The organism is Bradyrhizobium sp. CCBAU 51753 (assembly GCF_015291565.1).
In the GTDB taxonomy this organism is placed as follows: Bacteria; Pseudomonadota; Alphaproteobacteria; order Rhizobiales; family Xanthobacteraceae; genus Bradyrhizobium; species Bradyrhizobium ivorense.
This window is the reverse complement of the sequence record NZ_CP030037.1, coordinates 5,743,067-5,768,558: the sequence shown is the minus strand read 5'-3', so window position 1 is coordinate 5,768,558 and position 25,492 is coordinate 5,743,067. Positions and strand designations below refer to the sequence as shown.

The following is a 25,492-nucleotide window of genomic DNA, read 5'->3' as shown; positions in this document are numbered from 1 at the left end:
CGCTCAGACTCCGGCTTCCTGGCGTTGCCGCCGCAGGTGCGGCGGCATCTCCGAGAACACGCCTTCGAACATGTCGCGCGCCGAGGCATGCTGAAGTGAGTGCAGCGTGCCGTAGCTCTCGGCCTCCTTCTGCGCCGCGATCACGGTGTCCATGATCTCGGCCTCGGCCTGCTTGTGCCGCTCCTCCGACCATGCGCCGCGTACGATCAAATGGTTCTTCAGCCTGATCACAGGATCTCCCAGCGGCCAAGCCTCGGATTCCGTCTTCGGCCGATAGCCTGCGGGATCGTCGGAGGTGGAATGTGCGCCGACGCGATAAGTCACGTGCTCGATCAGGGTCGGACCGAGGTTGAGGCGTGCACGCCCGCAGGCCCATTTCGCGACCGCATGGACAGCGAGGTAGTCATTGCCGTCGACGCGCAGCGCCGGAATGCCGAAGCCGAGCCCGCGCGCTGCGAACGTGCCGGAGCCGCCACGCGCGATGCCCTGGAACGTTGAGATCGCCCATTGATTGTTGACGATGTTGAGCACGACCGGCGCGCGGTAGGTCGAGGCGAACACGAGGGCGGCATGGAAGTCGGATTCGGCAGTTGCCCCATCGCCGATCCAGCCAACCGCGATCTTGGTATCGTTCTTGATCGCGGATGCCATCGCCCAGCCGACCGCCTGGATGTACTGGGTGGCGAGATTGCCGGAGATCGAGAAGAAGCCATGCTCCCGGGAGGAATACATCACCGGGAGTTGGCGTCCCTTCAGCGGATCGTGCGTGTTGGAGTAGATCTGACAGGCCATCTCCACCAGCGAATAACCGCCGGCGATCAATAGCCCCGCCTGCCGGTAGGTCGGAAAATTCATGTCGCCCCGAAGGAGCGCCTTGCGGAAGGCGCAGCTCACGGCTTCTTCGCCCATATGCTGCATATAGAACGACGTCTTGCCCTGACGCTGCGCCAGCTGCATGCGCGCGTCGAATGCGCGGAGCGTCATCATGTGGCGTAAGCCCTCGAGCAACTCGCTGTCCGAGAGCGCGCCTGCCCACGGACCGACCGCCTCGCCATCGCGGTTCAGCACGCGGATGACGGAAAACGCGAGGTCACGTATCGCCTCGGCGTCCACGTCGACGGGGGGACGATCGACCTGACCTGCGCGTGGAATGCGGATGTTCGAGAAATCGGGGATGCCGCCGGGGCGTACCGCTGGTTCCGGTACGTGCAGCTTCAACGGCGTAGACTCCGGTGATCGAGCGGCTTCGCGTTGCGGGATCACGGCGTCATGTGTGAGGCTGGGGTCGGGCATTGGCATTCACCTCTCACTTCGATCGCATCGATGCAGAACAACGCGCCAACACGGCGAGCGAGCCGGTCGACGATGTCGCGGTCATCGATGTCTATGGAAGCCGAGATGCGGCATTCGCTCGCGCCTGCGCGCGCGCTGACCGCAGCCAGCCGAAGCCCCGCGACGCGAGTCTGGTCGAGCAGGCGGCCGAGTGCGGCGTGCATATCGCTGGTCTGAAGTTCGAGAAAAAACACCGCATATGTCTCGCTTTGTCAGCATATCGTACTGGTAAAGGTCAGGATTGTTGTTCCTTTAATCTGGGTGTAGTTTGGAATCGCAGTATAGATATTCTAGAGATGTGACTTGAGACCAGAATGGAGTTCTCGGTATGGCGCTAGTCGGACGTGCCACAGGGCTGGCTAAGGCTCCGCGCAAGGATGCGCTTCGGCTTGACGAGATCGATCGCAAGATCCTGCGCGCCCTGCAGCAGGATGCGCGCCTGACCACGGCGCAACTCGCCGACCGCGTCGGACTCTCCACCACACCATGCTGGAACAGGCTGAAGCGCTTGGAGACCCAGGGCTATATCGATGGCTACGTCGCGCTGCTCAATCAGGACAAGCTCGGCCTGCCTGAAACAGTCATCATCGAACTGACGCTCGATCGGCACGACGAGGAGATGCTCGAGCGTTTCGGCCAACTGCTCACAAACTTGCCGGAGGTCATCGAAGCCTATCTCACCACCGGCGATTACGATTACGTCGTGAAAGTCGCGGTCGAAAGCACCGCCGGCTATGAACGCTTCTTGCGTGAGAAGCTCTATCGCATCCCGGGCATCCGCCACAGCCGGTCGTCGTTTGCGCTGCGCTGCCTGAAGAAGTTGACTTCAGTGCAGGTGTAGCGGGTGCGGGGTGCGGCTCCTGATGACGATCGGGTTGCGGTCCCCCCCTTTAGCAGGAATCCGCCGAACGAAAGGCTTACCGCCCCTTTTCGGCGAACTCGTGCTTGCTGTCGTGGCCACCGAGGAAGACGAGGATGCCGGCGATCAGAGGCAGCACGGCGAGCACCAGCAGTCCCGTCGAAGTCTGGCCGGTGGCTTCCTTGATCCAGCCGATCAGATACGGCCCGCCGAAGCCGGCGAGATTGCCGATCGAGTTGATCAGGGCGATCGCGCCTGCGGCCGCCGTGCCGGACAGCCAGGCGGTCGGCAGGGTCCAGAACACACCGAAGCAGCAGAACACGCCGATCGCGGCGACCGTCAGCGCCACCATCGTGAGAGTCGGATCAGTCAGATAGGAGGACACGCCGAGGGCGACCGCAGTGAGCAGTAGCGGCGCGCCGACATGCATCACGCGCTCGCGCGTCGCATCCGAATGCCGCGCCCACAGGACCATGGCGATGGTGCCGAACAGATAGGGGATCGCGGTGACGAAGCCGGTCTGCGCGTTGGTGAGGCCGAACGCCTTGACGATCTGCGGCAGCCAGAACTGCATGCCATAGAGCGCGCCGACGAAACCGAAATAGATTGCGCTCAGCGCCAGCACTTTTGGCGACGCCAACGCCTCGCCCAGCGAGAAATGCTTCACCGCCTGCTTGGCCGCGATTTCGGCGTCGAGCTTCGCCTTCAACCACGCCTTCTGCTCGGCCGAAAGCCAGTCGGCTTTCTCCGGCTTGTCGGTGAGATAGAACCAGGTGACGATGCCGAGCAGCACCGAGGGAATGCCCTCGATGATGAACAGCCACTGCCAGCCCTTCAGTCCCATCGCGCCGTCGAGCCCGAGCAAGAGGCCCGAGATCGGCGCGCCGATCACGGTCGAGACCGGCACGGCGAGCGCGAACGCGGCGAGGAAGCGCGCGCGGTATTGGGCCGGATACCAATAGGTGAGATAGAGGATGATGCCGGGGAAAAAGCCGGCCTCGGCGACGCCGAGCAGGAAGCGCAGCACATAGAAGCTGGTCTCGCCGGAAACCATCGCCATCAGCGCCGAGATGACGCCCCACGTCACCATGATGCGGGCGATCCACTTGCTGGCGCCGAACTTCTCCAGCGCCAGATTGCTCGGCACCTCGAAGATGAAATAGCCGATGAAGAAGATGCCGGCACCCAGCGAGAACACCACCGGCGTGAACTTCATGTCCGCGTTCATGGTCAGCGCGGCGAAGCCGAGATTGACACGGTCGAGATAGGAGAAGAAGTAGGCCAGCACCAGGAACGGAATCAGGCGCCAGGAGATGGCGCGGATGGTCGAGCTCTCGATCGCCGACTTGGCAGCGCCGGCCGCACCGGCATAGGTGGTAGTCTGACTCATCGCGCTTCCCCCGTCTGTCCGCCAAGTCGACTTGGCTTCGTTATGATTGATACTTGTGGATCTAATTCTCGGCAGAGTGCTGAAGCAATGCTGGCGTAGCGCAGTAATTCTGAACAGGGTGTCAGTTTTTCTCACGGGCCGACGTCCGGGAGACACTGCGGACCTCGTTGGACCGTCGGCGCGCCTCGGCATGACGGAAGCAACGCCGTGGGTTTTTCCGGCCCCAGGGGAAAGGCCGGCAGATCAGAAAAACCAAACGGGAGGTCAGAAAAAGCGCCTTGCATGGAACCGGACGACGCTGCTCATCTTGCGCCATCAAAAAGGAAGCCTGTCGCAGGCGAGGAAACGATGGTTGCAAGCGGCCTATCCAGCGCAGAGTACGACTTCGCGTCGGCCTTCAAATCCCGTCGCGCCGCCACGGGTCGGTGCCGCAACGTTGCGCCGACTAAATGAGCCGGGCGGAGCGTCTGCGGATGCGGGCTCGGCTAGCGTCGTGATGCGCCCTTACCTGCCAGAATTGTTGACGCCGTCGGATCGGATCGTGGTCGCCAAGCGCGGGAAGATCGTCGACGCGATCAGGCGACAGAGCAACAGATCATCTACGCCGCCATTCACGAGAGGCTTGCATGAACGATGAATGAGATGACTATGCTGAGAGTTGGAATTGTCGGCGTAGGTCTGATGGGCCATGGAATCGCAAAGAATGTCCTGGCGCGGGGCAGCTTTCCTTTGGTCTTTCTCGACCATCCGGGCAATCAGCCCGTTGACGATCTCCTCAGCCTCGGGGCCACGGCCTGCAGGACGCCCGATGAGGTCGCGAGCGCGTCGGATATTATCATCCTCTGCGTAACGGGTTCGCCTCAGGTCGAAGCAATCCTGACGGGCGAAGCGGGCGTTCTGTCTGGTCTCCGTAAGGGCACCATCATTGTCGATTGCTCGACGGCGCTGCCGGACTCGACGTTGCGGATGGCCGCCGCGATCGAGGCGGCGGGTGGACGCTTTCTCGATGCGCCCATGACACGCACCGCAAAGCACGCGGAAGAAGGAAAGCTCAACCTTCTGGTTGGTGGCAATGAAGCTGACCTTCGGAGTGTCCGCGCGGTCCTCGACTCTTTTGCCGAAGGGGTCGAGCATGTGGGCCCGGTGAGCTTTGGCCATCGGCTCAAGCTGCTCCACAACTATGTGTCGATCGGCTTCATGGCACTGCTCGGTGAGGCTGCGGCGCAGGCCGCCGATGCGGGTGTCGATCCGGCCATCTTCGTCGACGTTCTCGCCAAGGGAGGCGGGGCCGGCGCTGCGCTCCAACGTATGGCACCGGCGCTTGTGACGGGTGACGTCAGTACCGTTCCATTCTTTATCGGCAATGCGCTAAAGGATATCTCCTATTACCAGGCGATGGCCAGCAATTCCGGCGCATCCAAAACGATCGCCGACGGCGTCGGTGCCGCCATCGCGGCTGTAGTCGAGAACGGTCACGGCCAGGCTTATATATCGGACCTGACGCGGCTTCTTCGGAAGGCAAAGCCGGCTGCCTAGGCGGAAAACAATCATCGAGACCGGGAAGACCAACCAATGACAAGAGCCGATATCCTATTTCCCTTGGACGGCCGAACTCGCAAGATGTTCATCGATGGCGCGTGGGTCGAGGCCCGCTCGGGGAAAGTCTTCGAGACGCGAAATCCTGCGACCGGCGAGGTGATCGGTCGTGTCCCGCGCGGAGACACCGGCGACATCGATGCGGCTGTCACCGCCGCCCGCCGCGCCTTCGGGGGACCGTGGAGCCGTTTCAAGCCGTTCGAGCGGCAGGCGCTGCTCCTGCGCATCGCCGATCTCTTCGAGAAGCATTGGGAGGAGATCAGCCAGTCCGATACGGCCGACATGGGCATGCCGATCGTCAGGACACGGGCCAACAAGCTTCGTGTGCTCGGCATGCTCAGATACTACGCGGGCATGGCGACCGCGATTCATGGTCAGACGGTCGACAATTCTCTTCCGGGCGACATCGTCTCCTTCACGCGGAAGGAGCCCGTCGGTGTCGTCGGCGCCATCATCCCCTGGAACGCGCCTACGGCAGCGTCTGTGTGGAAGATCGGACCTGCGCTCGCGACTGGCTGCACGATCGTCCTCAAGCCTTCCGAAGAGGCACCGCTGACGCCGCTGCTGATCGCACACTTGATCAACGAGGCAGGCGTGCCGCCCGGCGTTGTTAACGTGGTGACCGGCACCGGACAGGAGGCGGGTGAGCCTCTCGCCGAACACTCGGCCGTCGACAAGATCGTCTTCACGGGGTCCACCGCCACCGGCCAGGCGATCATTCGCGCCTCGGCCGGCAACCTCAAGCGGGTGTCGCTCGAGCTTGGCGGAAAGTCGCCCGTCATCGTCTGCGCCGATGCTGACCTCGACAAGGCCGTCCCCATCGCTGCGATGGCAGCATTCGCCAATTCCGGCCAGATCTGCATCGCCGGTTCCCGCTTGTTCGTCGAGCGGGCGATTCACGACGAACTGGTCGAGCGACTCGGGAAGTTTGCTTCGGCGCTGAGGATCGGCGATGGAGCCGACCCGTCGACGGAGATCGGCCCTCTCGTGTCCGAGCGACAGCTCGACAAGGTCGAAGGCTTCCTGCGAAGCGGGCGCGACGAGGGTGCCAAGGTCGTGACCGGAGGTCGGCGCTTGAGGGAGGGGAGTCTCGCCAAGGGTAACTTCGTCGAGCCGACCGTGTTCGCAGGCGTCTCCGACGACATGCAGATTGCCCGCGATGAGATATTTGGTCCGGTGATCTCCGCCCTGCCGTTCGACACGCTCGACGAGGCTGTGGAACGAGCCAACGCGACGCCATATGGGCTCGCGGCAGGTGTCTTCACGCGCGACGTGAGCAAGGCCCACATCGTCTCACGCAGCCTGCGCGCAGGGTCGGTCTGGGTAAACACTTATCACGCCATCGATCCTGCGTTACCCTTCGGCGGCTACAAGATGAGCGGATATGGCCGTGAGGGCGGTACCGAGCAGCTCGATGAATATCTGAACACGAAGGGGGTCTGGATCAAGCTGGATTGAGCCAGCAGATCTCGCGGTCAGGTGCGACCACAGACTCCCCATCCATCCAACGTGGCGAGCCGACGCGGGATCTGACGCATTTGCCGCTACGTGTGAAATGACGTGATGATCCGGAACATTCAACTCACTGAGCGAGTATCATGAAGGACAACTACAAGATTGCCGTCGTGCACGGAGACGGCATCGGACCCGAAGTCGCCGGTGCGGCGCTCGCGGTGCTGCAAGCCAGCGTCCAGGCCGGCACGCTTCAGTTCGAGGAGTATCCAGCAGGCGCCACGCATTTTCTTGAAACGGGAGAATCGTTCCCGGCAAAGTCGTTCGAGGGCTGCCGTGCGGCAGATGCCATCCTTCATGGGGCGGCGGGAATCCCCGGTGTGGTTCATCGTGATGGGACCGAAGCCGGTCTGGATTTTACGCTATCGCTTCGCTTCAAGCTCGATCTTTATGCCAACGTGCGCCCCATTAAGCTCTACAAAGGCGTTCCGTCTCCGCTCGGGCGCCCGGGGGCCATCGACTACGTTATCGTCAGGGAGAACAGCGAGGGGCTCTATGCTGCGCGCGGCGCCGGCGCGCTGCTGAGGGAAGAGGTTGCCGTCGACACGCTGGTGCAGACCAGGAAAGGTATCGAACGCGTCGTCCGCTTCGCCTTCGAGCTTGCCAGAACGAGGAACGGTTCGCCCAAGGACGGGCGGCGTCGCGTGACCTGCTGCGACAAGGCCAATGTGTTGCGGACCTATGCGTTCTTCCGTGCCGTCTTCGACGAGGTAGCCAAGGGCTATCCCGACATCGAGGCCGAGCACGTCCTTGTCGATGCGATGACGGTTCACCTCGTCAACAAGCCATCACACTTCGACGTTATCGTCACTGAGAACATGTTCGGTGACATCATTTCCGATCTCGGTGCCGCGACGGTTGGCGGCATGGGCATGTCTCCGTCGGAAGAAGTCGGTGATGGAATCGGCTTCTTCCAGGCTTCGCACGGCTCGGCACCCGACATCGCCGGGAAGGGGCTCGCCAACCCCTATGGAACGATCCTGGCTGCGATCCTGATGCTGAGACGCCTCGATCAGCGCTATCGGGACAACCGGCTGCGCCTCGGTGCGGACAGGATCGAGGCTGCCGTTCGCGCCGGGTTGGAGGATGCTGCCCTGAGAACACGGGACATCGGCGGCGATGCGACGACCAGTCAGGTCGTCGATGCGCTTCTGAAGCTGCTCTGAGCGCGAGGGCGTCTAGCGCAGCTGGGAAAAACTCGAGCGGATCAAAGCCATCAACTGCTCGGTGTTGGGACGCCTTACCGAGCTGCGCGTGGTGATCAAGCCGATTTGGCGAAGCTTGATTTGGTCGGAGATCGGGACCACACGAAACCGTTGCACGCCGGCTTGCACGAGTGCAACTCGTGGCACGATCGCGATGCCGAGGCCGGACGCGGCCAGGGCCACGGCCGTCGTGGCCGCCTGGACTTCGAATTGAACATCGAGCCGGACAGCGAGCGTCTCAAGCGTCTCGTCGATCAATCCTCGTACCGCCGTCGTTTTCGACAGCAGGATGACAGGCTTTTCCACCAGATCGGCGAAGCCTGTGCTTGCTTGCCCCTCGTCGAACACGGGCGGTACGCAGGCAAAAAGGGGATCCTCAAGCATCGGTTCGAACTCATAGTCCCCCATGTCGGGGACTTGTGGGCCAATACCGAACTCGACATCCTGCCGCTTGAGTAGTTCAAGCATTGGCGCGGTGGAGAGCTCCATGAGCTGGACCTGGCTCCTTGGATAGCGCACCTTGAATGTTGCTAGAATGTTCGGAAGCCATCCGGACGCGAGCGTCGGAACGCAGGCCATACGGATGTGACGGCTGCGGGACTGCGCTGACTCGCTCAGCAGATCCAGCCCGGATTGAACTTCCTGGAGGGCTCGCTTGGCCTGTTCAAACAGGATCCGCCCCTCGGGCGTGAGCAATACCTTCTGCGGCGTTCTGCGAAAAAGGAGGACGCCGATCTGCTCCTCCAGGTCGCGGATCTGCATGCTGACCGCAGAGGGAGATCGGTTAGATTCTTCCGCAGCCTTCCGAAAGCTTTCGTGCTCGGCGGCGAGGAGGAAGGTGTGGAGGAGCTTGAGATTGATGTTCGGCAAGTCCTTACCTCGATGGGCTGATTCGACGGTCGAATGCGGGGCGAACCCAGCCCCGACCGAGATGTATATCCGTCGGAACAGGCTGCCGTCTTGATGAAAACAGACGCCGTTGCGTTGCATCACAGTTTGGGATTCATCAGATCAGATACTCGTAGCGCAGGACGTCTGCGAACGAAGGACCTCGTTTGAGAGGCTTAGATCGCTTTGGCTTTGGCTAGCTCAAACTTGCCCATGATGGATTGGAGCGAGAGCTTAAATTCTTCAGATGTTTAGAGGGCTGCGTGTGCACGACGTGTGCACCGAGAAATCAAGAAAAATCTCATCCCATCCACTATGAGCTGCGTCCTCGCGTGGCCTCGGGATCGACGCTGCGACGGACCGGACGGTGTGGTTGGTTGCGGAAATGCTCTAAACTAGGCCGTATCAGCGGGGTAAGGCTGAAGGGCGGCATGAAGGTATTGCCCGCTGCTGACGAAGACCAGCAATCCGCGAGATCGTCAGTCAATCGAATTTTCTTGTAGCGCTTGATCGAGCGCCTCGAACAGTAGATCGCCGTGCTCCATGCCGAATGTCAGGGGCGGACGAATCTTCAGCACATTGGCGCCGGGACCGGCCGCGCTGATCAGAACATGCCGTCTGCGCATTGCATTGACCAGTTTCGTCGTCTCACCCGCGGCGGGCGAGTCGCCGCGGCGGAGCTCGACACCGATGAAGAGACCAGCACCCCGAACCTCCGCCACGAGCTCATGCCTCGCGCGCAGCGCGGTGAGCCGCTCGCGCAAATAAGTGCCGGTGCGCCTGGCGTTCTCGACCAGGCTTTGCCGCTCGATTACGTCGAGCACGGCCATGCCGGCGGCGGCGGACACGGGATTGCCGCCAAAGGTGTTGAAATAGCGTGAGCGCGCGCCGAATTCCTTGAGCAGGTCCGGTCGCGCCGCCATCGCCGCGATCGGATGGCCGTTGCCCATCGGCTTGCCCATCGTGACCATGTCGGGGACCACGCCGTGGCGGGCAAAGGCCCACATGCTCTCGCCACAGCGGCCGAAACCGGGCTGCACCTCGTCGGCGATGACCAGTGCGCCGGCCGCACGCGCGGCATCCACCGCCGGCCGCAGGAAGCCCGGCGGATCGGCGAATACGCCGTCGCTGGAGAAGATCGTGTCGACCAGCAGGGCCGCCGGGCGAATACCGCTGCGTACCATATCCTCGAATGCTGCACGGACGTGGCTTGCAAAGGTCTTGCCCGTGTCATCGTCGGCGGACTGCGGCGCAGACACCAACCGGACATGGGGGGCGGTCGGCTCGGGCAGGCCGAGCGACGGCGACAACTCGGCGAGCGCGCCGGTGACGCCGTGATAGGCGGTCCGGGTGACGACGACGCCGGTCCCGCCGGTGCAGGTGCGGGCGACGCGGAGCGCCAGATCGTTGGCCTCGCTGCCGGTGCAGGTGAACATCACCTGGCCGAGCTCGGCCGGAAAGGTCGCGAGCAGCCGCTCGGCGTAGTCGAGGATGGTCTCGTGCAGATAGCGGGTGTGGGTGTTGAGCACCGCGGCCTGCCGCGCGATGGCCTCGATGATATGCGGATGGCAGTGGCCGACGCAGGCGACGTTGTTGTAGGCGTCGAGATATCGGTTGCCTGCGGCGTCGTACAGCCAGACATCTTCGCCACGCACCACATGCACCGGCTGCTCGTAGAACAGCCGGTAGGCGGGCCCGAGCAAACGGTTTCGGCGTGCGATCAGCTCCTGGGTCGAGGCGTCGGCCGGCATTGTATCACTCCCCCTGGCAGGCACGCTCGATCTGCTGTGCGGCCTGTGTTCGCGTCAGCGTCGCGATCCGGGCGAGCCGGGCCGACGCCTGCTTGTTGTTGCGCAAAATATACGCGCTGTTCTCTGGATAGCGAGCGGCCCTGATATTGCTGATCACGATCGTCATGACCATGCGGGTCGCGATCAGGTCGAACAGGATGCCGCGCTCGCGCGCCTCGAGCGGCGAGACCGCATGATAGGCCCCGACCAGATCGAGCGCCGACGCCAGCGGATCGTCGCTGTCGGTCACCTGATAGGCTGCTGCGATCGCCAGGTCGTTGATGCGGGCCGTCGCGGTCATGTCGCCGAAATCGATGATCCCGCAGACGCGGGCCTGCGAGGCGGTGTCGACGAGGATGTTGTGCGGATTGAGATCGTTGTGCAGAAGTTGCTTTGGAAGCTGCGCCAGCACAGGCACGGCGTCGGCTTCGAAATAATCGAGGACGCGTTCGACCAGCTCGCGCTGGGCAGACGGGACCGCGCCGAGCAATGGCCGCAGCTCGGCGGCATGCTGGATGTCCCAGAGCAATTTGTGGTCCGCAGCGGGATGAACGAAGTCGCGCAGTGCAAGGGCGAGCCGCGCCGCGCAGCGGCCGACATCACCGCGCAACGTCGCCGACGGCGGCGCCTGATTCATCGGTGTCCCCGCAAGGAACGACAGCAGGCGCACCACCCTCATCGAGCCGTCGTCGAAGCCGATTTCGAGCTCGGCCGCGCCGTCCTGTGCGGGAATGACGCGTGGGATCGGCAGCAGTGGATCACGGTCCGCGATGTGGCGCAGCGCTTCGGTCTGCAGATTGGTGACGGCCCGGTCTTCGGCGGGATTGGCGATCTTGAGGACGTATTCGCCTTCGTTTTGCGTGCGCAGCCGGAAATTCTGGTCCCGCTCGCTATCGAGCCGGCGGATCTCAGCCGCCAGGCCGTAATAGTCCCTGGCCAGCGTCTGCGCCCGCGCCTCCGCAATCGGCCCGGCGGCGCGCAGCCCGTCGAGCGGGTGAGCGGCATCGGCGGACAAACGCGAGTTCTGCATCTGACCCTCCTCCGTGTCGCAATCAATAACCGCGCGCGCGGTCGATCGCATGCGGAGGACGCCGTCCGGCGCGGATCGCGTCCGCCGTCGTGGCAAGCGTGGTCGCAACGGCGCTGATGCTGACGTCGCTGGCGTCATGCGGCGTGATGACGATCCGCGGGTGGCGCCAGAACGGATGCGCCCCAGGCAACGGTTCGGTCGCGAAGACGTCGAGCGCCGCGCCGGCCAGCTGACCGCTGTCGAGTGCCGCAAGCAGTTCGGCCTCCACCAAATGTTCACCGCGGCCAACCTGGATCAGGTAGCCGCCGCGGCGCATCCTGCCGAACAGATCACCATTGAGGATGTTGCGCGTCTCCGGCGTCAGCGGCAGCAAATTGACAAGCACCTCGGTCTCGCTAAGCATCGTGGCAAGACCGGCCGGCCCATGGAAGCTGCGGCTCGCCGATGAAATGGCCTTGGCGGTCCGGCTCCAGGACATCACGGGAAAACCGAGATGGGCGAGGTCGACGGCGACGCGCCGTCCGATCTCGCCATTGCCGAGGATGCCGACCGGAACATCCTTTGCGCGCCGCTGCGCGCGGCGTTGCCAGATCCGGTCGCGCTGCTGGGCGCTGAAGGCGGCAAAGCCGCGTTGATGCCCAATTGCGTGCCAGGCGATGAAGCCCGACATCATCTGCCCCTGTCCGGGATCGACCACGCGCACCACGTCGACACTGGGTGGCAGGCTCGGGCAGGCCATGATGTTATCGACGCCGGCGGCGATCGAGCATACCGCCTGCAGAGCGGGATAGCGTTCGAACGCGTCGTCGGGCGGATGCCAGGCCAAGGCGAGACGGACATCCGCGGCACCGCCGGCGTGATCGACCACCTCGACGCGTGGCGCAATGCGCGCCAATTCGGCACCGAAATAGTCGCGGAGATCGAGACTGCTGCTGATCAGGACGCAACGCATGGTTCAGGCCGCACGCGATGAGGAAATCTGGCCGGGCACCGCGGCGAGCAGCTCGCGCGTATAGGGATGTTCGGGCGCCGAGAACAGCGCGGCGGTCGGTTTCAGCTCGACGATCGCGCCGCGCTGCATCACCGCGATGCGGTCGCAGATCTGCGCCGCCACCCGCAGATCGTGGGTGATGAACAGCATCGACAGGCCGAGCCGCGCCTTGAGGTCTTCCAGCAGGTTCAGCACCTGCGCCTGCACCGAGACATCGAGCGCCGAGACGGCTTCGTCGGCGACGATGATTTCCGGCTCGAGCGCCAGCGCGCGGGCGATGCCGATGCGCTGGCGCTGGCCGCCGGAGAATTCGTGCGGATAGCGTTCCATCGCGCTGGCGTTCAGGCCGACGAGGCCGAGCAGTTCGGTAGCGCGCTGACGTGCGAGCGCCGGATCGGTGCCGTGGGCGATCGGCCCGTCGGCGATGATGTTGCCGACCTTGCGGCGCGGGTTGAGCGAGGCGAACGGATCCTGAAAGATCATCTGGATGCGGCTGCGCTCCTTGCGCAGCACACGGCCTGCGATCCTGGTGAAATCGGTGTCGCCGAGCCGCACCGTGCCCTGGTCGGGCTCGATCAGCCGCATCACGAGTCGCGCAACGGACGACTTGCCGGAGCCGGATTCGCCGACCAGGCCGACGGTCTCGCCCTGCAGGATGTCGAAATTCACCTGCTTCGCGGCCTGAACGCGGCGTTCCGGCTGGAACCAGCCGCCACCGCTGACATAGGTCTTATCGAGGCCGACCACTTCGACTGCCCTGGCGCGATCCGCAAGCGGCGCACGCGGTGGCGGTTGCATCGACGGCACGGCGGCGAGCAGTGCCTTCGTGTAGGGATGTTGCGGCCGTCGCAACACGTCGTCGGCCGCGCCTTGTTCGACCACCTTGCCGTGTTGAAGCACGACGACGCGGTCGGCGATATCGGAAACGACGCCGAAGTCGTGGGTGATGAACATCACCGCCATGTTGCGACGGCGCTGCAAGTCGCGGATCAGTTCGAGGATTTGCGCCTGTGTGGTGACGTCGAGCGCGGTGGTCGGCTCGTCGGCCACCAGCACGGTCGGCTCCAGCGCGAGCGCCATCGCGATCATCGCGCGCTGGCGCTGGCCGCCGGACAGCTGATGCGGATAGGCGCGCACCGACCGCTCGGGCTCGGGCAGGCCGACCTCGCGCAGCAGCTGCAACGCCTTCTGCTTGCGTTGCCGCCGCGTCAGCAGATTGTGCGCCTCGAACATCTCGGCGATCTGGTCGCCGATCCGCATCAAGGGATTGAGCGCGGTCATCGGCTCCTGGAATACCATCGCGATATGGCGGCCGCGCAATGCAAGCCAGCCGGCGTCGTCGAGAGTGAGCAGGTTCCGGCGGTCATAGGCGATCTCGCCGGCCTCGCGGGTGATGGTGTCGGGCAACAACCCCATCAGCGCGTGCGCGCACATCGACTTGCCGGAGCCGGACTCGCCGACCACGCAGAGGATCTTGCCGGGCACGAGATCGAAGGAGACACCGTCGACGGCGTAGGGACGGTCGGAGCCCGGCGGTAGCCCGAGCTTCAGGTTCTTGATAGAGACGACGGGTGCGGCGGACATGCGTCAACGCCCTTCCTTGTTGAGGCGCGGATTGAACGCGTCGTTGAGCCCTTCACCGATCAGGTTCAGCGCCAGCACCGAGAGCAGGATCGCGATGCCGGGGAATAGCGTGATCCACCAGGCCTGGCGGATCACGGTGCGGCCGGCACCGACCATATAGCCCCAGGACATCAGATTGGGATCGCCGAGGCCGAGGAAGGAGAGCGAGGATTCCAAGAGGATCGCGGTCGCGACCATCAGCGAGGCGAGCACGATGACAGGCGACAGCGCATTGGGCAGGATCTCGCGCCAGATGATCCAGCTGTGCGACTGCCCGGTGACCACGGCGGCCTGGACATATTCGCGGGTGCGCAGCGACAGCACCTCGCCGCGGACGAGACGCGCCACTGGTGGCCAGCTCACGATCGCGATCGCCAGCACGATCGAGACGATCGAGGGCTGCAGGATCGCGACCAGCACGATGGCGAGCGCAATGCTCGGCACGGTCTGGAAGAATTCGGTGAAGCGCATCAGGGCATCGCCGATCTTGCCGCCGAAATAGCCGGCGAGGGCGCCGACCGGAATTCCGACCGCCAGCGCGGCCATGGTCGAGACCAGGCCGACCAGCAGCGACACGCGGGCGCCATAGATGATGCCGGCGAGCACGTCGCGGCCGAGCGCATCGGTGCCGAGCGGCAGGCCGGGCGCCGTGAACGGCGGCAGGAATGGCCGCTGCACCATGCGCCAGGGCGAGGTCGGAAACAGCAGCGGGCCGAAGATTGCGATGGCGATCGCCAGCAGCAGGATCACCAGACCGATCGCGGCGCCGGGGTTGCGCAGCATGGTGCGCCAGAACTTGCTCATGAGGCGAACTCGATGCGGGGATCGACCGCGCGGTAGATCAGGTCGGTGATCAGGTTGAAGGCGAGCACCATGGCCGAGCACACCACGAAGACGCCGAGCAGCAGATTGTAGTCGCGCTGCAGCAGCGCCTCGTACATCAGGCGGCCGATGCCGGGCCAGGCGAACACGGTCTCTGTGAGCACCGCGCCGCCGACCAGCGTGCCGGCCTGCAAGCCTGCCAGCGTCACCACCGGCAGCAGCGCGTTGCGCAGCACGTGGCGACGCTGGATCACGGCGTTGCGCAGGCCCTTGGCGCGGGCGGTCTTGACGAAGTCGTGCCGCTGCACCTCCAGCATCGAGGCGCGGGTCATGCGGGCATAGGTCGCCGTGAAGAACAGGCCCATCGTCATGGCCGGCAGGATCAGATGCGCGCCGACGTCGAGCACGTGGGCGATACCGGTGTAGTTCGCGCCGACCGTCTCGTAGCCGAAGCTCGGCAGCCAATCCATGGCGACCGAGAACAGCAGGATCGCCATCAGCGCCACCCAGAACAGCGGCGTGGCGTAAAAGATCAGCGCCAGTATCGTGATCGCGGTATCGGCCCAGGTGCCGGCAAAGCGCGCGGCCAGCGCGCCGAACAGGACGCCGAGCAGCAACGAGATCACGAAGGCCGTGACAGTCAGCAGCAGCGTCGCCGGCAGCCGCTCGGCGATCAGCTTGGCGACCGGCATCTGCTGGCGGAATGAGAAGCCGAGATCGAGCGTCGCGATGCCCTTGACGTAGCGGTAGAGCTGGACCGGCAGCGGCTGGTCGAGCCCGAACTTCTCGCGCAATTGCGTGACGAAGATCTTGTCGCTGGCGCCGGCCTCACCCGCCATCACCATCGCCGGGTCGCCCGGCGCCATGCGGATCAGCATGAAATTGAAGACCACGATTGCGAGCAGCACGACCACGGCCTTGGCAAGTCGCTGGGCTATGAAAGAGAGCATGGGTGACGTCGTTGCGTTCGAGGAAACGGCAGAAACCGCGGCGCTGGACGGCGCCGCGGTGGGATACGTCGTTACTTGTCGAGCCAGGCGTCGCGGAAGCCGTCATTGACGCCGATCGCGGTCGTGACGAGGTTCTTGACGTTGCACCGGGTGATGGTCGGGAACTGGAGCTCGAGCTGCCAGGCCACCGGCACGTCGTCGGTCAGGATCTTCTGCGCCTTGAGATAGATCTCCTCGCGCTTGGAATCGGGGAAGGCGGTGGCGCCGTCGGCGAACAGCTGATCGATCTCGGGGTTCGAATAGCCCTCGACATTGTTGAACGGCGAACCCTTGGAGATCTGGCTCGAGATGTAGTTGCGGCCGACGCCGAGCGCGGGATCGCCATACTGATAGAGGTAGGTGAAGGCGATGTCGTAGTCCCAGTCGGAGACCTTCTGGTTCCAGCCTGGTACGTCGGTAGCGATCATCTCGACATTGATGCCGACGTCCTGCAGGTTCTGCTTCACCGCTTCGGCCCAGCGCTGCCAGGTTTCGCCATAGGGCAACGGCAGCAGACGGACCTTCTCGCCATTATAGCCGGCCTCCTTCAGCAGCGCCTTGGCCTTCGCCGGGTCGTAGTCGTAGGTGGTGACTTTGTCGGTATGGTACTTGATCGTGGAGGCCGACGGGCCAGTCGCGACCTTGGCGAGGCCGTTCCAGATCACGTCCTTGGCGAAGTTGCGATCGATCGCATACATCAGCGCCTGGCGGAATTTCTTGTTCGCGGTCGGGCCGGAGCGGTTGTTGAGCCACAGCCACGAGTGCGGGCTGAAGAACTCCCAGCCCGCGCCAGTGACGCAGACGTTCTTCAGCTTCGTCAGCCGCGGCACGTCGAAGTTCTCGACCGAGCCGCCGGGCAGCACGTCGACCTTGCCGGTCTCGAACGCCACCGCGCGCGCGGCCGCATCGGGGATCATGTGCCAGTAGATCTCGTCGAGATGGGGCAGGCCTTTGATGTAGTAGTTCGGATTCTTGACCAGGCGGATAAACGAGCCCTTCTGCCATTCCTTGAACATGAAGGGTCCGGTGCCGATCGGGGTGTTGTTCGCCGGATTGGTCTTGTAGTCGGTGCCTTCGTAGATGTGCTTCGGGATCATCGGCAGCGAGCCGACCTCGAAGATGCCGAGAAACGGGCCGAATGGCTGCTTCAGCGTGAACACGACCGTGGTGTCATCCGGCGTCTCGACCTTGTCGAGCTGCGCGAGGTTGCCGCGGGCACGCGGATGGGTCTGCTTGAGGAAATCGATCGAGAAGGCGACGTCGGCCGAGGTGAACGGCTTGTTGTCGTGCCAGGTGACGCCCTTGCGCAGCTTGAACGTATAGACCTTGCCGTCCTCGCTGACGTTCCAGCTTTCGGCGAGACCCGGCAGCGGTTCGAGCTTCGGCGAATAACGCAGCAGGCCTTCATAGATGTTGCCGGCGATCATCTGGGTCGGTCCGTTCTGGACGAGGCCGACCATCAGGCCCGGCGGCTCCGGCTGGATCACTGCGTTGATCACGCCGCCGGATTTCGGCTCCTGCGCAAAGGCTGCGGTGCTCAGGGCACTCGCCACGAGAAGGCTCAGCAGAACTCGTTTCAACATGTCCAATCTCTTTTGTTGAATTTTCCCGGCGGCGGCGTGACCGTGCCGACGACTAGTTCACGAAATCCGGATCGGTGCGCGCGAGCATGCGCTTGAAGGCGGCCCATTCGCTGTCGGGCACGCCCTTGGTCTCGATGGCGTCGTAGAAGGTTGCGTACTGGCCGGCGGTCTTGTGCGCGACCGCATCGGACAGCGGCGCGATCTCGGCGCCGGCTGACTGGATCGCGAGCTGCGCGCGGCAGGAGCGCTCCAGATTGTGCATCAGCTTGAAGGCCTCTGCGACCGAGCGGCCGCAGGTCAGCATGCCGTGATTGCGCAGCACCATCACGAAATTGTCGCCGAGATCGGCGACCAGGCGCTGCCGTTCGTCGAGATCGAGCGCGATGCCTTCGTAGTCGTGATAGGCGAGGCAGCCGGTGAACTGCATCGACCATTGATTGAGCGGTAGCAGTCCCTGCGTCTGGCAGGACACCGCGACGCCGGCGACGGTGTGGGTGTGCAGCACGCAGGCGACATCCGGCCGCGCCGCGTGGACCGCGCTGTGGATGGTGAACCCGGCCGGATTGATGCCGAGCCCGAGCGGGTCGTCGATCACGACGCCGTCGAGGTCGACGGTGACGAGGTTCGAGGCCGTCACCTCCTCGAAGCGCATGCCGTAGGGATTGATCAAGAAGCGGTCATGGCTGCCGGGCAGCCGCACCGAGATGTGGGTGTAGATACTGTCATCGAGACCGAGCCGGTGAATCAACCGGTAGGCTGCGGCGAGGTCGATGCGAAATTGCTGGTTCTGGTCCTTTACGGCGTCGGGCCGCACATGCGTCGTCATCGTTGCTGCTAGTCCCTGTCCGCGGGCCGTTTTTGTTGCGCTGCAATGCCCGCGTCACTAAACTGTCGACAATCTAAGAATTGATCAAGTCTAAACTGTCGACAATCGGCGATTAAATAATGTACAAGGGTCAAAACGGACCCTTTTGATGCGCACGATCTCTCCTCCGGTCGGCTTGCCGGCCCTCAACGAGACGGACCTGGTTGGCCAGGTCGCCCGTCGCCTGACCGAAGCCATCGTTCAGGGGCGGTTGCCGCCGGGATCAAAGGTCGTCGAAGCCGGGATCGCGCGCGAACTGGGGGTGAGCCGGGCGCCGGTGCGCGAGGCCGCGCGGCTGCTCGAGCAGCAGGGTCTGCTCGTCGCCAATCCGCGCCGCGGCTTCTTTGTCCGGCAGTTTGCCGCTGACGATATCGACGAGATCTACGATCTGCGCCTGTGCGTCGAGCGTCACGCCGCGGTGCTCGCCGCACGCAACCTGACGTCGGAGACGCGCGACATGCTGCGCCGGCAGATCGACGTGCTGCACGAGACGGCCGATCTCGACGACCCGGCCCGACAGGTCGAGGAGGATTACCGCTTCCATCGCCTGATCTGCGAGATCGCCGGCAATCGGCGGATGCTGCGGCTGTTCGACGACCTCGCTTCGGAGCTGCGCATGGTGATCGGCCTGATCGGCCGCCTCTATGACGATCCGCACGAAATCGCGCGGACGCACGAGCCGGTGCTCGCCGCGATCGAAGCCGGTCACCCCGAACGCATCGTCGCGCATGTCGACTATCACATCGGCCATGCCTGGCGCGAAGTCGGACGGCTGGTGCGCGAGATTCCGCCGTGGCCGGTGGCGGCGAAATAGTTGCACATGCGCGACGTCGCGCGATCCATCTCACTCATTGATCGAACAGGAGTGTCCCCGTGAAGGCCGTCTACACCGATCTGCACCGCAGCCATGATCCGCAATTCTTCCTGGTCCGCGGCGTGGTCCAGCGCACCACCGAGCAGCCCGAGCGCGCCGACCGCCTGCTGGCGGGCCTGAAGGCCGGCAAGCACACGCTGATCGAGCCGACCAGGTTCGGGCAGGGACCGCGGGCGCGCGTGCACAGTCCGGAATATCTGAGCTTTCTCGCCGAGGCCTGGGAAGCATGGTCCGCGCTCGGCGATGCCGGACCGGAGATGATCGCGAACATCCACCCGGTGCGCAACGCCGCCACCTATCCGACCCATATCGTAGGCAAGCTCGGCTGGCACACGGCGGACACGGCAGCACCAATCGGCCCGGGCACCTGGGCCGGCGCCTGCGCCTCGAGCGACGTCGCGGTCACCGCTGCGCAGATGGTGCTTGACGGTGAGGATGTGGTCTATGCGCTGTGCCGTCCGCCCGGCCACCATGCCTATCGCGATATGGCCGGCGGCTTCTGCTTCCTCAACAACAGCGCGATCGCGGCCGAGCATCTGCGCCAGAAGCATGAGCGCGTCGCCATCCTCGACGTCGACGTGCATCACGGCAACGGCACGCAGGGCATCTTCTACGAGCGGCAGGATGTGTTCACCGTCTCGATCCATGCCGACCCGTCGTTCTTCTATCCGTTCGTCTGGGGCTACGCGCATGAGCGCGGCGCCGGACCCGGCCTCGGCGCGAATCTCAACATTCCCCTGGCCAAGGGTACCGGCGACGACGACCACATGAAGGCGCTCGCGGCGGCGGAGAGGGCGATCCGCTCCTTCGCGCCGACCGCGCTCGTGGTCGCGCTTGGCCTCGACGCCTCCGAGAAGGATCCGCTCGCCGGTCTCGCCGTCACCATCGACGGCTTCCGCCGGATCGGCGAGGGGCTGGCCCGGTTTGGACTGCCGACGGTGTTGGTGCAGGAAGGCGGCTATCTTTCCGACATCCTCGGCGCCAATCTGACCGCGGTGCTCGGCGGATTCGAAGCCGCGCGCTAATGCCCTTGCGTTAAGGACGCGTCGCGCCATTCATATCGCGGGATGTTCGGTATCGTGCTTTTCATCCCATCGTTGGCCCCACATATTTCGCGCCGGTCCGAGTACTGGTCGGCCAGCGTGTCGTGATTGAATCAATCCTATCAACTGGATGTTGCGCCTCGAGGACAAGGCTTGCTGCTGGGCGGCGAGAGATAGTGGACAAAGGGCGAGTTACTGCCAGGACACCGAATTCCAAGCTAGCTGTCCTTCGACAAAGAAACAGGGCTTCCGCAATTCGCGATGTGGCGGATCCGAGACTTGACGCCCCGATAGGCTGTCAGAGTATCAATGCTCCCGATCTGTGCAGCGGCTTTTTCCTGAAGATTATTCCAATTTCTGTAGTTTGGCTGGAACTGGCTCAAACTAGCCCATGGTGGATTGGAGCGAGGGTTCAAGTTTTTCAATCGGTTGGGAGGCCTGGTGTGCACGACGTGTGCACCGGGAGATCAAGAAAAATCCTGCGTCGCCCAATATGAGACTGTGAGTAGGTCAGGCGAGAACATGACCAAAGCACCAGAGATGAGCGTAGGATCTGCTTGACGCGCAAATCGTGCGGTCGATTGTCGAAATCGGCGTCGGCATCTCGATTCCCGCCAACGAGAAGAGATCGGCCCCTTGCTCGACCCGGCCGGACCTTGAGTTGATCCTCGCCGCCAAAGCCGGTTTCACAGTCGTATCCCTTTGAGGTGCGGTATCGCTTCGTGAACGAATTCTCAATCGGATGAGCCGGCCGCCAAGAAAACCATTCCATTCCTGAACCTCAGTAGCATGCAGGCATCAATCCAAGTCGCGGATATAGCCGATCGACTGCAGCCAGTTCGTTTCGCATCTGTGCGATGATCCAATCCCGGATCTCGGCCGCAATAGGCCGCATGGTACGGTTTCGCGGCGGGATGAACTCGCAGAGGCGGCGCGTGATCGCAAGAGTATCGGAGGCTGGCACCAGCGCGCCCGTCAGTAACCAATGCGAGGTCACCGTGAGCCAGCCGAGCGCAATGCCTTGGCCGAGCAGGGCTGCCTGCACCACAACGGCATAATCGGTGAAGCTGAGTGCCTTCGCCGCCCCACGGCGCCCAGTGAGAAGCGATGTGTAATCCACGGCCCAGTCGCCGGGCGTCTCGGCAAGGCGAATGATAGTGTTGCCTTCGGCAGGACCGGTCTCGCCGAGATAACCGGGGCTGCACATCGGCAGCATCACTTCCTTCATAATCAGCGTGCCGCCGGAAGACGGCTCGTCGCGGTCACGAAAGCGCATGCCGAGGTCGACGTTCTCCACCGGTCCGCGCAGCGCGCCGGAGATGAGCTGGAAACGCAAATCCACTTGCGGAAACTGCTTCTGCAGCTTGTCGATGCGCGGCATCAGCCAGTGCGTGGTGAAGGCGGAGGAGACTGAGAGCGTCACCGTCTCGGTGCCCTTGCGGCGCCGCTCGATCTCGACGAGCCCGCTCTCGATGCTGCGGAAGCCTTCGAGCACGCGGCGATACAAGAGCTCACCTTCCTCCGTGAGCACGGCGCGGCCCGCCTTGCGATCGAACAGGCGGACGCCGAGATGCTCCTCGAACTGGCCGAGCATCCGGCTCACCGCCGGCTGCGTCACGTTCAATTCCGCCGCCGCTGCGGTGAAGCTACCATTGCGCGCCGCTGCGTCGAAGACGAACAGGGCGTTGCTGGAGGGCAGCATGCGGCGAAGCTCGGGCATAACGTGATGTTATGGGCGCGGTGAGAATTTGGCAATTGCCGAGTTTTCGCAAGTCTGGTGTCATCGACATGACAGCCCAAAGACAGGGACTCCGAGCGGAGATTTGGTGCAGCGCACGCTTCGGCCGTGATTGCTCCAAACCCCTGTCTATAAAGCAGGCTTATGGCGCGCAGCGAGGCACGCCAGCTAGGGACATGGCGAGGTCGATCGTTGGATAAGCGAGCGGAAAGCGTCGAGATCAGGTCTGCCAGCAAGGCCTATGGCGCCGTTCGCGCCCTCGACGACGTTTCGCTTACTGTCGGCGCCGGTGAATTCGTCTCGCTGCTCGGCCCCTCCGGCTCCGGCAAGACCACGCTGCTCGGTATCTTGGGCGGCTTCATCCTGCCGACGTCAGGCACAATTCTCTTCGGCGGCCGCGACGTGACGTGGATGCCGCCGCACAAGCGCGAGATCGGCGTTGTCTTCCAGAACTACGCGCTGTTTCCGCATATGAGCGTCGGCGAGAACGTCGCCTTTCCGCTGCGTGCACGGCGCCTGTCGAAATCCTCCTGGCCGGACAAGGTGCGCGCGGCGCTGAGCATGGTCGGCCTCGCCGGATATGAAGAGCGCGGCATTGCCCAGCTCTCCGGCGGCCAGCGCCAGCGCGTGGCGCTGGCGCGCGCCATGATCTTCGAGCCGCGCCTGATCCTGATGGACGAGCCGCTCTCCGCGCTCGACAAGCAGCTCCGCGAATCCATGCAGATCGAGCTGCGGGCGCTGCACAAGCGCATCCAGGCCACCATCATCTACGTCACCCATGACCAGCGCGAGGCGCTGACCATGAGCGACCGCGTCGCCGTCATGAAGGATGGCCGGCTGGTCCAGATCGACGAGCCGGCGCGGCTGCACGATCATCCCGCCGATTCCTTCGTCGCGAGCTTCATCGGCGAAGCCACGATGCTGCCGGTCCGTCGGGTCGATGCCTCCAGCGTCGTGCTCGGCAATGCCTTGCTGCGCAGCGCGCGCGCCATTCCCGATGGCGATGCGCTGATGCTCGCCGTGCACAGCGAGAAGCTGCTGATCGATGACGGCGCGCAGGATGCCGCCTGCAACCGGATGACCGGGACCGTCACCGACATCGTCTACCAGGGCGAGAGCCTGCGCATTTTTCTCGCGCTCGCCGATGGCATTGCGCTTAGCCTGCGCCAGCCGAGCTACCACCAGGCCTATCACCGCATTCCGCCGCTCGGCGGCAGCCTCACCGTCACTCTCCACCCAGAGGACACCATCGTCGTGCCCCAGGTGGGGGACTGAACTCAAGCCTCATCCAACCCGAGAGAAGAAACCAAAATGTCGACCGAAGCCGCGTTCAGCAATTTCAAGGTCCTCACCTTCGACGTCGTCGGTACCCTGATCGATTTCGAGACCGGCGTGCTCTCCGCGGTGCGCAAGATTTCGGGCAAGACGCCGGCCGAGCTCAGCGACGACCAGATCTTCGAATCCTACAAGCGCGGCCGCGACAAGCACTACGAGCGTTCGAGCGAGGTCATGTTCCACGTTTACCGCTATCTCGCCAAGGAGCTCGGGCTGCCGGCTGACGATGCCTCCTGCGACGTGTTCCAGCTCGCCGTGCTGCGCTGGGGCCCGTTCCCGGATTCGGTCGAGGCGCTCAAGCGGCTGCGCACAAAATTCCGCCTGGTCGCAATGACCAATGCCGACCGCGTCGCGCTGTCGTGCTACGCGCATGCGCTCGGCAATCCCTTCGACGACACCGTCTGCGCCGACGATACCGGCGTGGCCAAGCCGAACCCGGAATTCTTCGCCTATAACAAGGGCCGGCAGTCCGCCTTCGGCTACAAGCAGTCCGACATCTTGCACGTCGCGCAGAGCCAGTATCATGACATCGGGATCGCGCGGAAGCTCGGCTACAAGGTGTGCTGGATCGAGCGGCGCCAGGGCATCGCCGGCTTCGGCGGCACGCCCGCGGTGGAGACGCTGACCAAGCCGGACTTCCATTTCCCGACGCTGAAGGCGCTGGCCGACGCTGCGATCGGGCCGGTGGCGTAACGGATGAGCTGTGGCATGACACGGGACTGGAGCGCGCTGCCGTCGGTCAATTCGCTGTGGGAAGCCACGGCGGTCCCGGCGCGCGACTTTCCCCTGCTGTCGGGCGAGCAACAGGCGGACGTGGTGATCGTCGGAGCCGGCTATACCGGTCTCTCCGCCGCGTACCACATCGCCAGGAGCGGGCTCAGCCCCGTCGTGCTCGAGGCCAACCGCCCCGGCTGGGGCGCGAGCGGGCGCAATGGCGGAGTGATCACCGCAAAATTCCGCCTCTCGTTCCGCGAGATCGACGCCGTGCACGGCCGCGCCATGGCGCGGCGGATGTACGAGATCGCGCATGAATCGACCGACATGGTCGAGGAGCTCGTCTCGGAATTCGGCATCACCAGCGCAAACCTTACCCGCACCGGGCAGGTCAAGGCTGCCCATAACGAGACGACGCTGAAGGCCGCGATTGACGAGGCCAACTGGATGACGCGCGAGCTGGGCTCAGCCGAGGTGCGCATCCTCGACAAGAACGGCGTGTGGGAGGAGACTGGCTCCGACAGCTTCGTCGGCGGCGTGCTCAATCCCGGCTCGGGCGGCATCCATCCGCTGAACTATCTGCGCGGCCTCGCCGACGGCGTGGCGCGCCGCGGCGTGCCTGTCTTCCAGGAATCGCCGGTCGTCAAGCTTCGCCGCGAGACGGACGGTATCATCGCGGAGACGCCGCGAGGGACGGTGCGCGCCAAGCAGGCGATCATCGCCACCAACAGCTATTCGGATCTGACCGGCGCCACCGCGCATCTGCAGCGCACGCTGATCCCGTTCCGCAGCGCCATGGTCGCAACCGAGCGGCTCCCCGGCAATCTCGCGGGAAAACTAATGCCGACGGGGCGCACCTACACCGAGACCAAGCGCATGATGCGCTGGTTCCGCATGGTCGACAACCGCGTGATCTTTGGTGGCCGCGGCGCCTTCGGCAAGCAGGATTCGCAAGCCGCCTTCGACGCGCTGCGCAAGGCGATGGTCGGCATCTTTCCCGAGCTCGCCGATGTCCCGCTCGAATATAAATGGTCGGGCCTCGTTGCGATGACGTTGGACTCGGTGCCGCATATCGGCCGGCTCGACGACCGCACGCTGTTCTCGGTCGGCTACAACGGTGCCGGTGTTGCGATGTCGAGCCTGATGGGCTGCTATCTCGCCGCCTTCGCGCGCGGCGAGACGCCCGACGTCGGCCTGCTCGACGCGCGGCGCATGAAGGCGATTCCGTTCTATCCGCTGCGTGAGCCCGCCGTGCGCATGGTCGCCGGCTGGTACCAGTTTCTCGATGCGATCGGTCAGTGAGCTCTATTTGG

22 protein-coding genes are annotated in these 25,492 nt (G+C 64.0%); 9 read left to right on the top strand and 13 right to left on the bottom strand.

The features are described 5' to 3' along the window. Window positions 1-3 precede the first annotated feature (3 nt). Window positions 4-1,293, bottom strand: coding sequence for a 3-methyl-2-oxobutanoate dehydrogenase (2-methylpropanoyl-transferring) subunit alpha (locus XH93_RS26290; RefSeq protein WP_246799302.1), 1,290 nt, complete (start codon window positions 1,291-1,293; stop codon window positions 4-6). Beyond that, on the bottom strand, window positions 1,260-1,526 hold the full coding sequence (locus XH93_RS26285; RefSeq protein ID WP_025035527.1) for a hypothetical protein: 267 nt from the start codon (window positions 1,524-1,526) through the stop codon (window positions 1,260-1,262). Before XH93_RS26285 ends, XH93_RS26290 begins: the two co-directional genes overlap by 34 nt. A gap of 134 nt (window positions 1,527-1,660) precedes the next feature. Between XH93_RS26285 and XH93_RS26280 the strand changes: the two genes are divergently transcribed. After that, window positions 1,661-2,173, top strand: coding sequence for an Lrp/AsnC family transcriptional regulator (locus XH93_RS26280; protein ID WP_194469722.1), 513 nt, complete (start codon window positions 1,661-1,663; stop codon window positions 2,171-2,173). Window positions 2,174-2,249: 76 nt separating this feature from the next. On the opposite strand, the gene XH93_RS26275 is transcribed toward XH93_RS26280, so the two are convergent. Beyond that, the gene (locus XH93_RS26275; protein ID WP_194469721.1) at window positions 2,250-3,581 is read right to left on the bottom strand and encodes an MFS transporter; all 1,332 of its coding nucleotides are present in this window, start codon (window positions 3,579-3,581) and stop codon (window positions 2,250-2,252) included. A gap of 633 nt (window positions 3,582-4,214) precedes the next feature. Between XH93_RS26275 and XH93_RS26270 the strand changes: the two genes are divergently transcribed. The 3 genes from XH93_RS26270 (at window position 4,215) to XH93_RS26260 (ending at window position 7,855) form a co-directional block, all read left to right on the top strand. Further along, on the top strand, window positions 4,215-5,117 hold the full coding sequence (locus XH93_RS26270; protein ID WP_210340401.1) for an NAD(P)-dependent oxidoreductase: 903 nt from the start codon (window positions 4,215-4,217) through the stop codon (window positions 5,115-5,117). A 36-nt stretch (window positions 5,118-5,153) separates the two neighbouring features. Then, a complete protein-coding gene (locus XH93_RS26265; protein ID WP_194469720.1) occupies window positions 5,154-6,635 on the top strand; it encodes an aldehyde dehydrogenase in 1,482 nt (493 codons plus the stop codon). Window positions 6,636-6,775: 140 nt separating this feature from the next. Next, window positions 6,776-7,855 (top strand): isocitrate/isopropylmalate dehydrogenase family protein, encoded by a 1,080-nt coding sequence (locus tag XH93_RS26260; RefSeq protein ID WP_194469719.1) that lies wholly within the window; start codon window positions 6,776-6,778, stop codon window positions 7,853-7,855. Window positions 7,856-7,867: 12 nt separating this feature from the next. Here the strand turns inward: XH93_RS26260 and XH93_RS26255 are convergent, their stop codons facing one another. The 9 genes from XH93_RS26255 to XH93_RS26215 form a co-directional block, all read right to left on the bottom strand. Beyond that, entirely contained in the window at window positions 7,868-8,764 is an 897-nt protein-coding gene (locus XH93_RS26255) for a LysR family transcriptional regulator (RefSeq protein WP_194469718.1), read from the bottom strand. A 497-nt stretch (window positions 8,765-9,261) separates the two neighbouring features. After that, window positions 9,262-10,533, bottom strand: coding sequence for an aspartate aminotransferase family protein (locus XH93_RS26250; protein ID WP_194469717.1), 1,272 nt, complete (start codon window positions 10,531-10,533; stop codon window positions 9,262-9,264). 4 nt (window positions 10,534-10,537) lie between these two features. Further along, entirely contained in the window at window positions 10,538-11,602 is a 1,065-nt protein-coding gene (locus XH93_RS26245; protein ID WP_194469716.1) for a phosphotransferase, read from the bottom strand. A gap of 22 nt (window positions 11,603-11,624) precedes the next feature. Beyond that, complete coding sequence (locus tag XH93_RS26240) at window positions 11,625-12,554, bottom strand: glyoxylate/hydroxypyruvate reductase A (protein ID WP_194469715.1); 930 nt, start codon at window positions 12,552-12,554, stop codon at window positions 11,625-11,627. A 3-nt stretch (window positions 12,555-12,557) separates the two neighbouring features. Then, complete coding sequence (locus XH93_RS26235; protein ID WP_194469714.1) at window positions 12,558-14,177, bottom strand: ABC transporter ATP-binding protein; 1,620 nt, start codon at window positions 14,175-14,177, stop codon at window positions 12,558-12,560. Between the two features lie 3 nt (window positions 14,178-14,180). Beyond that, the gene (locus tag XH93_RS26230) at window positions 14,181-15,020 is read right to left on the bottom strand and encodes an ABC transporter permease (RefSeq protein WP_194469713.1); all 840 of its coding nucleotides are present in this window, start codon (window positions 15,018-15,020) and stop codon (window positions 14,181-14,183) included. Then, window positions 15,017-15,988 carry an ABC transporter permease gene (locus XH93_RS26225; RefSeq protein WP_194469712.1) on the bottom strand — a complete coding sequence of 324 codons (972 nt, stop codon included), beginning with the start codon at window positions 15,986-15,988 and terminating at the stop codon, window positions 15,017-15,019. Before XH93_RS26225 ends, XH93_RS26230 begins: the two co-directional genes overlap by 4 nt. Window positions 15,989-16,059: 71 nt before the next feature. After that, window positions 16,060-17,610, bottom strand: coding sequence for an ABC transporter substrate-binding protein (locus XH93_RS26220; protein ID WP_194469711.1), 1,551 nt, complete (start codon window positions 17,608-17,610; stop codon window positions 16,060-16,062). A 52-nt stretch (window positions 17,611-17,662) separates the two neighbouring features. Continuing rightward, window positions 17,663-18,436 (bottom strand): class II aldolase/adducin family protein, encoded by a 774-nt coding sequence (locus XH93_RS26215; RefSeq protein WP_194469710.1) that lies wholly within the window; start codon window positions 18,434-18,436, stop codon window positions 17,663-17,665. A 148-nt stretch (window positions 18,437-18,584) separates the two neighbouring features. On the opposite strand from XH93_RS26215, the gene XH93_RS26210 reads away from it, so the two are divergent. Both XH93_RS26210 and XH93_RS26205 read left to right on the top strand, forming a co-directional pair. After that, the gene (locus XH93_RS26210) at window positions 18,585-19,289 is read left to right on the top strand and encodes a GntR family transcriptional regulator (RefSeq protein ID WP_194469709.1); all 705 of its coding nucleotides are present in this window, start codon (window positions 18,585-18,587) and stop codon (window positions 19,287-19,289) included. Between the two features lie 59 nt (window positions 19,290-19,348). Further along, window positions 19,349-20,374: a histone deacetylase family protein gene (locus XH93_RS26205; RefSeq protein ID WP_194469708.1), complete on the top strand. Its 1,026-nt coding sequence runs from the start codon at window positions 19,349-19,351 to the stop codon at window positions 20,372-20,374. Window positions 20,375-21,173: 799 nt separating this feature from the next. On the opposite strand, the gene XH93_RS26200 is transcribed toward XH93_RS26205, so the two are convergent. After that, the gene (locus XH93_RS26200) at window positions 21,174-22,112 is read right to left on the bottom strand and encodes a LysR family transcriptional regulator (RefSeq protein WP_194469707.1); all 939 of its coding nucleotides are present in this window, start codon (window positions 22,110-22,112) and stop codon (window positions 21,174-21,176) included. Window positions 22,113-22,322: 210 nt separating this feature from the next. On the opposite strand from XH93_RS26200, the gene XH93_RS26195 reads away from it, so the two are divergent. The 3 genes from XH93_RS26195 to XH93_RS26185 are packed head-to-tail and all read left to right on the top strand — an operon-like array spanning window position 22,323 to window position 25,481. Continuing rightward, a complete protein-coding gene (locus XH93_RS26195) occupies window positions 22,323-23,405 on the top strand; it encodes an ABC transporter ATP-binding protein (RefSeq protein ID WP_194469706.1) in 1,083 nt (360 codons plus the stop codon). Between the two features lie 36 nt (window positions 23,406-23,441). Continuing rightward, complete coding sequence (locus XH93_RS26190) at window positions 23,442-24,158, top strand: HAD family hydrolase (protein WP_194469705.1); 717 nt, start codon at window positions 23,442-23,444, stop codon at window positions 24,156-24,158. A 15-nt stretch (window positions 24,159-24,173) separates the two neighbouring features. Beyond that, entirely contained in the window at window positions 24,174-25,481 is a 1,308-nt protein-coding gene (locus XH93_RS26185; RefSeq protein WP_246799301.1) for an FAD-binding oxidoreductase, read from the top strand. Window positions 25,482-25,492: the final 11 nt, after the last annotated feature.

Excerpts from the sequence above, each read along its gene's own strand:
- XH93_RS26240 (WP_194469715.1), bottom strand. The coding sequence starts at position 12,554 with ATGCGTTGCGTCCTGATCAGCAGCAGTCTCGATCTCCGCGACTATTTC.
- XH93_RS26200 (WP_194469707.1), bottom strand. The coding sequence starts at position 22,112 with ATGCCCGAGCTTCGCCGCATGCTGCCCTCCAGCAACGCCCTGTTCGTC.
- XH93_RS26275 (WP_194469721.1), bottom strand. The coding sequence starts at position 3,581 with ATGAGTCAGACTACCACCTATGCCGGTGCGGCCGGCGCTGCCAAGTCG.
- XH93_RS26245 (WP_194469716.1), bottom strand. The coding sequence starts at position 11,602 with ATGCAGAACTCGCGTTTGTCCGCCGATGCCGCTCACCCGCTCGACGGG.
- XH93_RS26225 (WP_194469712.1), bottom strand. The coding sequence starts at position 15,988 with ATGCTCTCTTTCATAGCCCAGCGACTTGCCAAGGCCGTGGTCGTGCTG.
- XH93_RS26215 (WP_194469710.1), bottom strand. The coding sequence starts at position 18,436 with ATGACGACGCATGTGCGGCCCGACGCCGTAAAGGACCAGAACCAGCAA.
- XH93_RS26220 (WP_194469711.1), bottom strand. The coding sequence starts at position 17,610 with ATGTTGAAACGAGTTCTGCTGAGCCTTCTCGTGGCGAGTGCCCTGAGC.
- XH93_RS26190 (WP_194469705.1), top strand. The coding sequence starts at position 23,442 with ATGTCGACCGAAGCCGCGTTCAGCAATTTCAAGGTCCTCACCTTCGAC.
- XH93_RS26235 (WP_194469714.1), bottom strand. The coding sequence starts at position 14,177 with ATGTCCGCCGCACCCGTCGTCTCTATCAAGAACCTGAAGCTCGGGCTA.
- XH93_RS26280 (WP_194469722.1), top strand. The coding sequence starts at position 1,661 with ATGGCGCTAGTCGGACGTGCCACAGGGCTGGCTAAGGCTCCGCGCAAG.
- XH93_RS26270 (WP_210340401.1), top strand. The coding sequence starts at position 4,215 with ATGAATGAGATGACTATGCTGAGAGTTGGAATTGTCGGCGTAGGTCTG.
- XH93_RS26250 (WP_194469717.1), bottom strand. The coding sequence starts at position 10,533 with ATGCCGGCCGACGCCTCGACCCAGGAGCTGATCGCACGCCGAAACCGT.
- XH93_RS26185 (WP_246799301.1), top strand. The coding sequence starts at position 24,174 with ATGACACGGGACTGGAGCGCGCTGCCGTCGGTCAATTCGCTGTGGGAA.
- XH93_RS26210 (WP_194469709.1), top strand. The coding sequence starts at position 18,585 with ATGCGCACGATCTCTCCTCCGGTCGGCTTGCCGGCCCTCAACGAGACG.
- XH93_RS26265 (WP_194469720.1), top strand. The coding sequence starts at position 5,154 with ATGACAAGAGCCGATATCCTATTTCCCTTGGACGGCCGAACTCGCAAG.
- XH93_RS26230 (WP_194469713.1), bottom strand. The coding sequence starts at position 15,020 with ATGAGCAAGTTCTGGCGCACCATGCTGCGCAACCCCGGCGCCGCGATC.
- XH93_RS26260 (WP_194469719.1), top strand. The coding sequence starts at position 6,776 with ATGAAGGACAACTACAAGATTGCCGTCGTGCACGGAGACGGCATCGGA.
- XH93_RS26290 (WP_246799302.1), bottom strand. The coding sequence starts at position 1,293 with ATGCCCGACCCCAGCCTCACACATGACGCCGTGATCCCGCAACGCGAA.